The following is a 12,706-nucleotide window of genomic DNA, read 5'->3' on the forward strand; positions in this document are numbered from 1 at the left end:
GTTGGGGGTTTAGACCAATGCCCGAGATCGTGTCGCTGCGGGCCGCCGACGTCGCGCTGGTGCTCGACCTCACGGGCGGAACCCTGCCCCGGGTCGTGCACTGGGGGGCCGACCTCGGCCCGCTCACGCCGGAGGCCCTGGCGGCGCTGCGGTTGGCCGCGTCGCCGCAGCCCATCGGCTTCTCCGTGGACGGTCCCGTCGAGGTCGCCGTGCTGCCCGAGCAGTCGGCGGGCTGGCTCGGCACGCCCGGGCTGGTCGGCAACCGCGGCGGTCGGGACTTCTCCACCGCGTTCACCGTCGTGGCGGCGTCGCAGGACGGCAACGCGGTGACCGTGGTGGCCGAGGACGCGGGCCTGGAGCTGGAGCTGCGCGTCGAGCTGACGCCGCAGGGGCTGGTCAAGCAGCGGGCGAGGCTGACCAACCGCGGGGACACGCCGTTCGAGGTCGACGCGGTCACCCTGACCCTGCCGGTGCCGACGGTCGCCGGGGAGCTGCTCGACTTCACCGGCCACCACCTGCGCGAGCGCGCCCCGGTGCGCACGGCGTGGACCCAGGGGCTGCGGGTGCGGGAGAACCGCACCGGCCGCACCGGGTACGACTCGGCGTACCTGCTGGCCGCGGGGACGGCCGGGTTCGGCAACCGCGGCGGGGAGGTGTGGGCGGTCCACACGGCCTGGTCGGGCAACCACCGGACCATCGCCGAGCGCACCTACCACTCGGTCTCGCTGCTGGGCTCCGGGGAGCTGCTGGGCTCCGGGGAGGTCGTCCTCGCGACTGGGGAGTCCTACACGACGCCGTGGCAGTACGGGGCGTACGGCGTGGGGCTGGACGCGGTCTCGGCGCGGTTCCACGCCTACCTGCGGGCGAGGCCAGGGCACCCGAGGTCCCCCAGGCCGGTCGTGGTGAACACCTGGGAGGCGGTGTACTTCGACCACGACCTGGACCGCCTGACGGCGCTGGCCGACGCCGCCGCCTCGGTCGGGGCCGAGCGCTTCGTCCTGGACGACGGCTGGTTCGGCGCGCGCCGCGACGACCGCCGCGCGCTGGGCGACTGGCACGTCTCCGCCGAGGTCTGGCCGGACGGCCTGGGCCCGATCATCGACCACGTCACCGGGCTGGGCATGCAGTTCGGGCTGTGGGTCGAGCCGGAGATGGTCAACGAGGACTCCGACCTGGCGCGGGCCCACCCCGACTGGATCATGTCCGCGGGCGGGGACCGGCTGCCGCGGCGGGCGCGCTCGCAGCAGGTGCTCGACCTGGCCAACCCCGCCGCCTACGCCCACATCCTCGACCGGCTGGACGCGCTGCTGTCGGAGTACGCGATCGCGTACCTGAAGTGGGACCACAACCGGGACCTGGTGGAGGCCGGGCACCGGCCGACCGGTCGCGCGGGCGTGCACGGCCAGACCCTGGCGGTGTACCGGCTGCTGGACGAGCTGCGGTCCCGGCACCCGTCGGTGGAGATCGAGTCGTGCTCCTCCGGCGGCGGGCGCGTCGACCTGGGCATCCTGGCGCGGACCGACCGGGTGTGGGTCTCGGACTGCATCGACGCCCTGGAGCGGCAGTCGATCCAGCGGTGGACGAACCTGCTGATCCCGCTGGAGCTGATGGGGACGCACGTGGGATCGGGGACCTCGCACACCACCCAGCGGCGCCACCCGATCGATTTCCGCGCCGGTACCGCGCTTTTCGGCCACTTCGGCATCGAGTGGGACCTGACCGCGGCCTCCTCGGAGGACCGGGCCCGGCTCGCCGAGTGGGTGGCGCTGTACAAGGAGTTGCGGGGCCTGCTGCACACCGGCGTGTCGGTGCACGCCGACCACGCCGACCCCGCCTTCCGGGTGCACGGGGTCGTGGCCGCCGACGGCTCGGACGCGGTGTTCGCGATCGCCGCGGTGGCGACCACGGAGCTGTACCCGCCGGGCCCGGTGCGCCTGCCCGGCCTGGACGCCGACGCCGCCTACCACGTCCGGCCGCTGCCGCCCGGGGATGTGCCCGACGGCAACGCCTTCCACTGGGGCGTGCGCCTGCCGTGGTGGACCCCGGAGGGCGTCACCCTGCCCGGCCGCGCCTTGGCCGCCGGGGCGCTGCAGGGGCCGGTGCTGTACCCGGAGCGCCTGGTGCTGGTGCGGGCCACCAGGGCCTGACCTGGCGCAGGCCACTGTGGGGCGGCCGGAGCGTGGCCGCCCCACAGGGTGTCGGCACCTACCGCGGATCGGGCGGCTCGTCACCGGTGGTGACGTGGCGTGCCCGTGCACCTCCCGCAGACGTGGGAGCGATTCGCTCTGCGTGAGGTGGCTGCCGTGCCAGGTGCCGAACAGGACCCAGCACGCCCAAGGACTGCGGGCGGTATGGGACCGTTCTCGTGGAGCGAGATCGGATTCTCGTGCCCCCGATCGCCCCTCCTTGGTTCGTCGCTGTGCGGTGCAAGGGTTGTCACGCCGGGGCGAGGCGGATCACCCTCCCCCCTTGCGCGCCGCGCGGGCTCGTGACCCGCAGGACGCCGCGGTCGCCGCACCACTCCAGCGACCACTGCTGTGCCGCCCTGGGGAACAGGACCGTCGGCACGGTCCGGATGTCACGCAGGTGCGGCAGGGGGACGTCGAGCGTGGCCCCCGCCTCGGGGCCGCGCCACAGGGTCAGCAGCGTCTCCGCGCCGTCGCGCAGGCCGAGGACCTGCCACGGGCCGTGCGGACCGGCCAGGCCGAGCGGCCAGCACGGCACGCCCCTGGCGATCGCGCCGCGCAGGCCCTTGTGGACGGACACCGCCTCGGCGACCAGGTCCAGCTGCGCGGCCGACATCAAATCCAGGCGCCCGGCCAGGTACAGCCTGCCCAGGATGCCGCCGACCAGGGTGTGCGACGCGGCCTCGGGGTCCATCTCGGGCTGGGCGTAGGCCCAGTTCCCGGCCTGCTCGGGCAGCACGGAGGCGGGCGCAGCGGCGGCGATCGCCGGGTACAGCAAGGGGTTCTGCTGGTCGGAGGTGGACTGGATGTGCGCCAGCGAGAGCAGGGCGTAGTCCATCCGCATCCCACCCGACGCGCAGTTCTCGACCAGCAGGCCCGGGTGGCGCTCCAGCACCGCGTCGAGCCAGGCCAGGTGCGCCCGGTTGTGCTCGAGCAGGCCCGCGCCGGGCGAGCCGCCGACATCCGTGCCGGGCCCTGGGCTGATGTTGTAGTCCAGCTTCAGGTAGGCCGCGCCGTACTCGCCGACGACCCGGTCGACCACCTCGTCCAGGTGCGCCACCGCGGCGGGGTGGCGCAGGTCGAGGTGGTGGCGGCCGTGCTCGACCACGCGCACGCCGTCGCGCTGGAAGAACGCCTCGGCCGGGAGGCGCTCGGCGAGCGGCGAGCGGACGCCGACCACCTCCGGTTCCAACCACAGCCCGGGAAGCATCCCCCGGTCCCGGACGCGGTCGAGCACTTCCCCGAGCCCACCGGGGAAGCGGGTGGCCGAGGGCAGCCACTCCCCCACGCTGTCCCACCACCGGCCGTCCTCGTCGTACCAGCCCGCGTCGACGCAGAAGTACTCCGCGCCCGCGGCCGCGGCGGCGTCGATCAGCGGCAGCAGCTTGGCCGTGGTCGGGTCGCCCATGAGGGTGTTCATGTAGTCGTTGAAGATCACCGGCAGGTCGGGTCGGCGCACCCGGCGCAGCCCGGCCCGCCGCTGGGCGGTGAGCGCGCCGAGGGCCGCGTCGACCCCACCGCCCGCGACCGCGATGGACACCGGCACGCTGGTGAACGGCTGTCCGCGCGAGACCGCCACCGACCACTGGTGCTCGGCGTCGGTGGGCCCCAGCAGCGCGAGGTAGGCGCCGTCGACGGTCTCGCCGACCTCCCAGTGCCACGCCCCGTTGTGCTCGATCTGCCAGGCCAGCGCCCAGGAGTCGTCCCGGGCGACGAGCACGCCGGTGGGCAGCCGCTCCCCCGTGGACCACGACCCCCGCGAGGTCACCGGGAAGCGACCCCTCGGGGGGTGGTGGTGCGCGACCGGGTCCATCCGGACCAAACCGACCGAGCGCAGCGGCGAGCGGGACCACCGCGACTCGGCGACCCAGTCGCTGTCGCCGTGCACCACGTCCAGTTCGTCGACGCCCTGGCCGGAGTCGGCGACGAACGCCCCGGTGACGACCGAGGTGACCGCCTGCAGGCGCACCACGCCCGCGCCCTCGACCGTGACCTCGGTCCACGTCCGGACCGCGGGCACACCCGGGTGCCGCTCGAACACGCTGGTGGCCACCAGTCCGGTGACCGGGTCGGACTGGGTGACCCGCAGCCGCCCGCCGACCTGCTCGTGCCCCCGGTAGCGCAGCCTCGCGCCCACCGCCGTGTCGGCGTAGCGGTGGCTGCCGGGGAACCTCCCGTGGCCCAGCGCCTGGACCTCCACCAGCGGCACGCCGACAGCGGAGCGCGGCTCGCGGTCGTCAGGGCGCGCGGAGACCAGCCGCACCGGCGCGTCCGCCCCGGTGTCGAAGCGCAGCCGTAGCCCGCCGCCCGTCCAGACCAGGATCACCGCGCGCCGTCCACGTACAGCCAGCACTTGGCGTAGTGGTCGTAGGCGACGGCGTAGTCCTGCACCGGCCGCGCGCACACCGGCGTCGCCGACGGGCAGCGGTCGCGGAAGGTGCAGCCCTGGTCGTCGATGGGCACCGGGGCGTTGCCGCTGACCTCCAGGCCCGTCTCCATCGACCGGCCGCGCGCGTCCGGGTCGGGCGCGGCGGCGGCGAGCAGCTGGGTGTACGGGTGGCGCGGGCGCAGGATCACCTCGTCGGCGGGCCCGCGCTCCACCACCCTGCCCCGGTACAGCACCATGATGTCGTCGGAGAAGTGCCGCGCGGTGGCCAGGTCGTGGGTGATGTAGAGGATCGCCAGGTTCTCCTCCCGCTGCAGCCGGTTGAGCAGCTTCAGCACCCCGAGCCGGATGGAGACGTCCAACATGGACACCGGCTCGTCGGCGACGACGACCCTCGCCCCCGGGGCCAGCGCGCGGGCGATGGCCACCCGCTGGCGCTGGCCGCCGGAGAGCTCGTGCGGCCTGCGGTGGGCGATCTCGGCCGCGGGCAGGTTCACCCGCTCCAGCAGCCGCTCCACCTCCTCGCGGGTGGCGTCGGCGCCCTTGGTCCGCCCGTGGATGCGCAGCGGCCGGGCCAGGTGGTGCTCGATGGTGTGGAACGGGTTGAGCGAGGCGAACGGGTCCTGGAACACCATCTGCACGTGGTTGCGGTAGCCGCGCCCGGGGACCGTGGCGCCGTCCTCGCCGGTGAGCCGGATGCTGCCCGATGACGGCTTCTCCAGCCGGGCGATCATCCTGGCGATGGTGGACTTGCCCGAGCCGGACTCCCCGACCAGGGCCAGCGTCCGGCCCGGGGTGAGGGTGAAGGACACGTCCTCGACCGCGCGCAGCCGCGCCCGCCGCAGGCCGGAGCGAATCCAGTAGTCCTTCACCAGGTCGCGCACCTCGACGGTGCTCGTCATCGCGGACCCCCTTCCGGCGAGACCGGCTCGCCGCGGCGGTCGGCATAGTCGCCGCGCTCACCGGTCAGGCTGGGGAAGGACGCCAGCAGCGTGCGGGTGTAGGGGTGGACCGCGTCGCGGTGGATGTTCTCCGCGGTGTCGTACTCGACGATCTCGCCGTCCTTCATGACCGCGATGCGGTCGGCGAGTTCGAGCAGCAGCGGCAGGTCGTGGGTGATGAAGACGACCGCGAAGCCCAGCTCGTCGCGGAAGCGCAGCAGTTCCCGCAGGATTCCGCGCTGCACGACCACGTCCAGCGCGGTCGTCGGCTCGTCCATGATCATGACCTGTGGTTCGAGCAGCAGGGCCGCGGCGATCATGACCCGCTGGCGCATGCCGCCGGAGAGCTCGTGGGCGTAGGAGCCCAGCCGCGCCGGGTCGACCCCGACCAGCCGCAGCACCTCGGCGCACCGGGCCCCGCGGTCGGCGGCGGACATCTCCGGCCGGTGCGTCGTGAGCACGTCGTCCAGCTGGGCCCGCACGGTGGTGACCGGGTTGAGCGCGTTCATGGCGCCCTGGAAGACCATCGAGAGCTTGTCCCAGCGGAACTCCCGCAGCTGCGCGGGGTTCAGGCCGAGCACGTCGATGTCGGTGCCGTCACGGTCGTGGAAGACCACCGACCCCGCGGTGACCTCCGCGGGCGGGCGGTGCAGCCGGTTGATGGCGTAGGCCAGGGTCGTCTTGCCGCAGCCGGACTCCCCCGCGAGCCCGAGGATCTCCCCCCGGCGCAGCGTCAGGGAGACCCCCTTCACCGCGTGCACAGGAGGCTCCACTTTGTACACGACTTCCAGGTCGCGCACGGTGAGCACCCAGTCGATGTCCTTGTCCTCGATCTTCGCGGCGGGCGCGACGGTGTCCTTGCCGCGGCGGACCTTGGAGCGCAGCTTCGGGTCGATGATCTCGTCGATGCTGAAGTTGATCAGCGAGAGGCCGCAGCCGAACAGCGCGATCAGCAGCCCCGGCGGCACGAACCACCACCACGCGTCCCGCTGGAGCGCGAAGCCGTTCTGGGCGTAGTAGAGCATCGTGCCCAGCGTCGAGGAGTTGGACGTGCCCAGGCCGAGGAAGGCGAGGCCCGCCTCGTTGAGGATCGCCATGATCACGGCGAAGACGAACTGGGAGGCCAGCAGCGGCAGCAGGTTCGGCACGATCTCCACGCCGATGACGCGCCACGGCTTCTCCCCGGCCACCTTCGCCGCGGCCACGTAGTCGCGGTTGCGCAGCGACAGCGTCTGCGCTCGCAGCACCCGCGCCGACGCCGCCCACCCGGTAATCGCCAGCACCAGAGCGATGGTCCACGACCCGCGCGACTCGGTGGGCACGAAGCCCGCGATGACGATGACCAGCGGCAGGCCGGGGATGACCAGCATGACGTTGGAGAACAAGGAGAACGACTCGTCGGCGAAGCCGCCGAGGTAGGCGCCGATGACGCCGAAGAACGCCGAGAGGACCGTGGCCATCAGCCCGACCAGCACGCCGATCTGCAGCGAGCCCCTGGTGGAGTGGGCCAGCTGGGCGAGGACGTCCTGGCCGGTCTGCGTCGTGCCGAGCAGGTGCGCGCCGCTCGGCGAGGACAGGCCGAGGTCGCGGATGGCCGCCGGGTCGCCGACGAGCAGCGGGCCCACGAGGCCGAACAGGGTGATCGCGCCGACCAGGCCGAGGCCGACGCCCAGGCGCGGGGACCAGCTCGGCAGCATGGCCCGCCAGCCGCTGCGCCGGGCCGGGGGCGCGGCGAGCACGGGGCTGATGTTCGTCACGGGTGCTCCTCTCAGGACCGGGCCCGCGTGCGCGGATCGATGAGCCCGTACAGCAGGTCGACCACGAGGTTGGCGCCGAGGACGGCCACCGTGATCACCAGGAAGATGCCCTGCATGAGCGCGTAGTCGTTGTTGTTCACCGCTTGCAGCAGCTTCGAGCCGATGCCGGGATAGGAGAACACCTGCTCGGTGATGATCGATCCGGACACCACGAAGCCCAGCGAGATGGCGAACCCGGCCACCGACGGCAGGACCGCGTTTCGGGCGGCGTAGCGGACCATCACCCGGCCGCTGCGCAGGCCCTTGGCCTGCGCGGTCAGCACGTAGTCCTCCGACCCGGCCGAGACCATCATGTTGCGCATCCCCAGCAGCCACCCGCCGACGGAGGAGATGACGATGGTCAGCGCGGGCAGGACGCCGTGGTAGGCCGCCGAGGCGATGAACTCGCCGTTCCAGCCCGGGTCCAGCACGACGTCGTAGCCGCCGATGAGCGGGAACCAGCCCAGCGAGCCCGCGAACACCGCGACCAGGATCAGCGCGAGCCAGAAGTACGGCACCGCGGCCAGCACGGTGGTCACCGGGATGAGCGAGTCCAGCCAGGTGCCGCGCTTCCAGCCGACCAGCATGCCCAGCACCACACCGAGCACGAAGGACATCAGCGTGGCGATCCCCACCAGGACCACGGTCCAGGGCAGCGACCCGGCGATGACCTCCGAGACCGGCGTCGGGTAGGAGCTGACCGAGATGCCGAACTCGCCGTTGACCGTGTTGACCAGGTAGTTCCAGTACTGGGAGAGCAGCGGTTCCTCGGTGTTGGCGCCGAGGAGCAGCTCGAACGCCCTGCGGGCCTCCGGGCCCACCTGCCCGCCGCGCTGGGCGAGCTTGGCCATCAGGCTGTCCACCGGGTTGCCCGGCATGAGCCGCGGGATGAAGAAGTTCAACGTCACCGCGGCCCACAGCGCGACCAGGTAGAACAGTCCCTTCCGGGCGAAATACGTCACGGTGATCCCGCGGGCTTGAGCGTCTTGAAGATCTGCGAGTGGTCGGGACGGCTCCACACGGCCGGGACGGCGTAGAGGTTGTCCTTGGTCGGCCAGCCGGTGAACTTCGCGTCGTTGTACTCGCTCGTCGTGCCGCCGGTCAGCACCGGGATGTAGGGCATGAGCGTCTCGACGCGCTTCTGGATGGTGTCGAAGTGCGGCTTGCGGGCCTTGGTGTCGGCCAGGTCGATCTTCTCCAGCGCGGCGAGCGCGGCGTCGATCTGCGGGTCCGAGGCGCGGGCGTAGCCGGGGTGCGCGGTCTCGCCGACCTTCGCGGTGGTCTCGGTGGAGAAGAAGTAGCTGTACATGTAGTACGGGTCCGGGGCCGGGCCCTGGTACACGGAGTCGATCAGCATCTGGTACTTGCCGTTGCCGCGCGAGGCCGACCACTCGTTCCAGGAGACCTGCTGGGAGGTCAGCTTGACGCCGACGGCCTGCAGCTGCTGGCCCATGGTGTCCACGGCGGTGATGTAGTCGGTCCAGCCCGCGGGGACCAAGACGTTGAAGGCCAGCGGCTTGCCGTTCTTGGCGTAGATGCCGTCGCCGCCCTTGGTGAACCCCGCGCCCTCCAGGAGTTCGGTCGCCTTGCCCACGTTGGGCTCCATGGGGGCGATCTTGTTCTCAAGGCCGTCGGAGAGCAGGGCCGCGTCCCGCTCGACCAGCGCGAACCCGGGCGAGATCGGGCTGGCGGTGTCCTCGAAGGCCAGTGAGTTCAGCTGGGTGCGGTTGATGCCGTGGTAGATGGCGTGGCGCACGGCGGGGTCGGTCTGGTGGCCGGTGCAGCCCAAGGCGGTGTTGGAGCAGGTGAACAGGCCGATCTGGTTCAGCGGGACGGTGATCGCCTTGTAGCCGGGGTAGTTCTTCTCGACGTTCTTGATGTCCGGGACGGGGCCGGTCTGCCAGTCGATGGTGCCCGCGGCGAGGGCGTCGGCGCCCGCCTGGTTGCCCGACAGCGCGAGGTAGCGGACCCGCTTCACCGCGGGCTCGCCCTCCCAGTAGCCGGGGTTGGACTTGAGGGTGAACGCCTGGCCCTTGAACTCGTCGAGGAGGAAGGGGCCGGTCCCCATCGGCTGGGCGATGACGTCGTTGGCCGGGTCGGCGAGCTTCGACCACACGTGCTCGGGGACGATCCACGCGCGGCCGAGGACCTGCGGGCCCTGGGCGTAGGCCGCCTCCGGGAAGGTGATCTTGACCTCGGTGTCGCCGACCGCCTCGGCCTTGCCGTTGTAGCCGGTGCCGTTCATGGTCGGGTTCTTGGTGACCATGTCCAGGGTGAACACGACGTCCTTGGCGGTGAACTTCGTGCCGTCGGACCAGGTGGCGTCGTCCCGCAGGGTGATGGTCAGGACCGTGCCGTCGTCGTTCCAGGAGTAGGCGGTGCCCAGGCGCGGGGTGGGTTCGCCCTTGCCGAGCTGGTTGTAGAAGAACAGCGGCTCGTAGATCGTGCCCAGGCCCTCGATCACGGTGGGCGAGTACGGGTTGAAGTTGATCTGGTAGTCGCCGGCCTGTCCTGTGTAGACCACCAGGGTGGCGTCGGCGGCGCCGGGCGAGCCGCTGTCCGACGACCCGCACCCCGCCGCCGTGACGGCCAGCACGGCGAGCCCGGCCACGGCGATGCGCCCTGTGCGGCGCCTGACCTTCAACTGCATGGCAGGTCCTTCCTTGGCGGCGGCCCCGGCTATGCCGCCGGTCACCTCTGCATCGAGATGAGACATTGTTAAGTCACTGAAGAAATGAAGTCAATACCTGACGTTAACAACCGGGACGGACGATGATCGCTGTTAGACTTAGCCAACCGAAGGAAGTAAGCGGGAGATGGCCATGAGCGGACCGGCTCGAACGACGCCCCACGCGAGCAGCAAGGCAGCGGTGCTCGACGTCATCCGCGCCGCGGGCACCATCAGCCGGGTCGGCCTCATCAACGCGACGGGCCTGACCGGGGCCACCATCTCCACCGTGGTCCGGGGCCTCATCGAGGACGGCCTGGTCATCGAGACCGGCCGCGCGGAGTCCACCGGCGGCAAGCGCCGGGTGCTGCTGCAGCTCGACCACTCGGCCCGCTACGCCATCGGCGTGCACCTCGACCACGCGGGCATCACCTACGTGCTGACCAACCTCGGCGGAGCCGTCGTCGGGCGCATCTCCCGGCCGGGGGCGGGCACGGCCAAGCCCGCCGACGTCGTCGCCAGGATGACCGGCGAGGTCGCCGCGCTGGTGGGCAGCGTGGGCATCGAGCGCGACCGGGTGCTCGGCCTCGGCCTGGTCTCCCCCGGCCCGCTCAGCACCACCACCGGCATGGCGCTGCCGCCGCCGTCGATGCGCCAGTGGAGCGACTTCCCGCTGGACAGCGCCCTCGGCGACGCCACGGGGCTGCCCGTCCTGCTGGACAACGACGCCACCGCCGCCGCGCTCGGCGAGCACTGGTCCGGCGGGGTCGACAACGCCGCCACGATGGCCGCGCTCTACATGGGCACCGGCATCGGCGCTGGCCTGCTGGTCAACGGCATCGCCTACCGCGGCGCCAGCGGGAACGCGGGCGAGGTCGGGCACATCTGCCTGGACCCCGAGGGACCGCAGTGCTGGTGCGGGGCCCGCGGCTGCCTCGAGGCGCTGGCCGGGCCCACCGCCGTGGTCGCCGCGGCGCGCGCGGACAAGGCGCTGGCCAAGGCCGCCGGGCTGACCGGGCGCGGCCCCCGCACCGCGGCGGTGGCCGCCGACTTCGCCAAGGTGAGCCGCGCGGCCCGCAAGGGCGAGCCCGCGGCCGTGGCCCTGCTGCAGCGCTCGGCGCGCTACCTGGCGGTGGCCACCCGGACGCTGGCCAACATCATGGACCTCGAGGTCGTGGTCCTGACCGGTCCGAGCTTCGCCATCGCGGGCGCGATCTACATGCCGATCCTGCAGGAGGAGCTGGACCGGGCGTTCTTCTCCCGGGCCAACCACTCGGTGCGGGTGCGGCTGTCCGCCTCGGCGGCCACGGCCTCGGCGATCGGCGCGGCGGCCATGGTGCTGCAGTCGGAGCTGGTGCCCCTGCACTCCGGGCTGCGCCTGCCCGGGAACCTGGTCGAGGCCGAGCCGCGCCCGGCGGGCTCCACCGCCTGAGCCTTCCCCGGCGTGGTCGGGGTCCCGGGTGGTCGGGGTCCCGGGTGGTCGGGGTCCCGGGTGGTCGGGGTCCCGGGTGGTCGGGGTCCCGGGTGGTCGGGGTCCCGGGTGGTCGGGGTCACTGCGGGTTGCTGTCACATTTCCGCGCGCGCCGTAGTCCTCCTGCCAGACGGAAGGAGACGACGATGATCGTGGTTCTTGGGGCCGGGTACGCGGGCCTGTTGGCGGCTAACGCGACCGCGCGCCGCACTGGGGAGCGGGTGGTCCTGGTCAACGAGCGGGACACCTTCGTCGAGCGGGTGCGGCTGCACCAGCTCGCCGCGGGCCAGGTGCTGCCCGTCCGGCCGCTCTCGGGCCTGCTCAAGGGGGTCTCGCTGGTGGTCGGCGAGGTCGTGGGCATCGATGCCGGGGCGCGGGCCGTACGGCTGGCCGACGGCCGCGAGCTCGCCTACGACACGCTCGTCTACGCCCTGGGCAGCCGCGGGGACCTGTCGGCGCCGGGCGCGGCCGAGCACGCCTATGACGTGGGCTCGGCCGACGACGCGGTCCGGCTGCGGGACCGGCTGGCGGGCGGCGGCACGGCCGTGGTCGTCGGCGGGGGCCTGACCGGCATCGAGGCGGCGGCCGAACTGGCCCGGCCGGAGGTGAAGGTCTTGCTGCTCACCGACCGCCTGGGCGCCGGGCTCTCCGCCAAGGGCCGCGGCCACGTGGAGCGGGTGCTGACCCGCCTCGGCGTCGAGTGGCGCGAGGGGGTCCGGGTGGCGGAGGTGCGCGCGGACGGGCTGTCGCTGGCCGACGGCGGGCACGTCGGCGCGGACGCGGCGGTGTGGACGGTCGGCTTCCGGGTGCCCACCCTGGCCCGGGACGCGGGCATCGAGGTCGACGCCGCGGGCCGGGTGGTCGTCGACGACACCCTGCGGTCGGTGTCCCACCCGGACGTCTACGGCGTCGGCGACGCCGCCGCGGCCCGGATGCCGGGCGGGCAGGAGCTGCGCATGGCCTGCGCGACGAGCCTGCCGACCGGTCAGCACGCGGCCAGGGCGATCGCCGACCGGCTGGCCGGGCGGGAGCCCCGGCGGCTGCGGTTCCGCTACGTCAACCAGTGCGTCAGCCTGGGCCGCGACGACGCCCTCGTCCAGTTCGTGCGCGGGGACGACTCGCCAAGGGAGCGGGTGCTCACCGGGCGGCCCGCGGCGCTCTACAAGGAACTCGTCGTCCGGGGGACGATCTTCGCCCAGCGCAACCCCTGGGTGCCCACCTCGTTCTGATCAGGGCGGGAACCCCTGGCGACACGTCG

Annotated in this window: 8 protein-coding genes; 3 read left to right on the forward strand and 5 right to left on the reverse strand. The window is 72.7% G+C overall.

The window, feature by feature from the left end:
• Positions 1–17 precede the first annotated feature (17 nt).
• Positions 18–2,147, forward strand: coding sequence for an alpha-galactosidase (locus ACTG9Q_RS16230; RefSeq protein ID WP_455573615.1), 2,130 nt, complete (start codon positions 18–20; stop codon positions 2,145–2,147).
• Positions 2,148–2,436: 289 nt separating this feature from the next.
• On the opposite strand, the gene ACTG9Q_RS16235 is transcribed toward ACTG9Q_RS16230, so the two are convergent.
• From ACTG9Q_RS16235 to ACTG9Q_RS16255, 5 genes are read right to left on the reverse strand one after another with little or no spacing between them, the layout of a single operon-like run.
• Complete coding sequence (locus ACTG9Q_RS16235) at positions 2,437–4,512, reverse strand: alpha-galactosidase (RefSeq protein ID WP_455573616.1); 2,076 nt, start codon at positions 4,510–4,512, stop codon at positions 2,437–2,439.
• Positions 4,509–5,474, reverse strand: coding sequence for an ABC transporter ATP-binding protein (locus ACTG9Q_RS16240; protein WP_455573617.1), 966 nt, complete (start codon positions 5,472–5,474; stop codon positions 4,509–4,511). Before ACTG9Q_RS16240 ends, ACTG9Q_RS16235 begins: the two co-directional genes overlap by 4 nt.
• Positions 5,471–7,270 (reverse strand): dipeptide/oligopeptide/nickel ABC transporter permease/ATP-binding protein, encoded by a 1,800-nt coding sequence (locus ACTG9Q_RS16245; RefSeq protein WP_455573618.1) that lies wholly within the window; start codon positions 7,268–7,270, stop codon positions 5,471–5,473. The genes ACTG9Q_RS16240 and ACTG9Q_RS16245 overlap by 4 nt, the downstream gene beginning before the upstream one ends.
• 11 nt (positions 7,271–7,281) lie before the next feature.
• Positions 7,282–8,271, reverse strand: a complete 990-nt coding sequence (locus tag ACTG9Q_RS16250; protein WP_455573619.1) for an ABC transporter permease — start codon at positions 8,269–8,271, stop codon at positions 7,282–7,284.
• Complete coding sequence (locus ACTG9Q_RS16255; protein WP_455573620.1) at positions 8,268–9,959, reverse strand: ABC transporter substrate-binding protein; 1,692 nt, start codon at positions 9,957–9,959, stop codon at positions 8,268–8,270. The genes ACTG9Q_RS16250 and ACTG9Q_RS16255 overlap by 4 nt, the downstream gene beginning before the upstream one ends.
• Before the next feature lie 172 nt (positions 9,960–10,131).
• Between ACTG9Q_RS16255 and ACTG9Q_RS16260 the strand changes: the two genes are divergently transcribed.
• Together ACTG9Q_RS16260 and ACTG9Q_RS16265 are read left to right on the forward strand one after the other, a co-directional pair.
• A complete protein-coding gene (locus ACTG9Q_RS16260) occupies positions 10,132–11,409 on the forward strand; it encodes an ROK family protein (RefSeq protein WP_455573621.1) in 1,278 nt (425 codons plus the stop codon).
• 185 nt (positions 11,410–11,594) lie between these two features.
• Positions 11,595–12,677 (forward strand): NAD(P)/FAD-dependent oxidoreductase, encoded by a 1,083-nt coding sequence (locus ACTG9Q_RS16265; protein ID WP_455573622.1) that lies wholly within the window; start codon positions 11,595–11,597, stop codon positions 12,675–12,677.
• The last annotated feature ends 29 nt before the right edge of the window (positions 12,678–12,706 follow it).

Source organism: Actinokineospora lacus, from assembly GCF_053813445.1.

Excerpts from the sequence above, each read along its gene's own strand:
- ACTG9Q_RS16230 (WP_455573615.1), top strand. The coding sequence starts at position 18 with ATGCCCGAGATCGTGTCGCTGCGGGCCGCCGACGTCGCGCTGGTGCTC.
- ACTG9Q_RS16240 (WP_455573617.1), bottom strand. The coding sequence starts at position 5,474 with ATGACGAGCACCGTCGAGGTGCGCGACCTGGTGAAGGACTACTGGATT.
- ACTG9Q_RS16255 (WP_455573620.1), bottom strand. The coding sequence starts at position 9,959 with ATGCAGTTGAAGGTCAGGCGCCGCACAGGGCGCATCGCCGTGGCCGGG.
- ACTG9Q_RS16260 (WP_455573621.1), top strand. The coding sequence starts at position 10,132 with ATGAGCGGACCGGCTCGAACGACGCCCCACGCGAGCAGCAAGGCAGCG.
- ACTG9Q_RS16265 (WP_455573622.1), top strand. The coding sequence starts at position 11,595 with ATGATCGTGGTTCTTGGGGCCGGGTACGCGGGCCTGTTGGCGGCTAAC.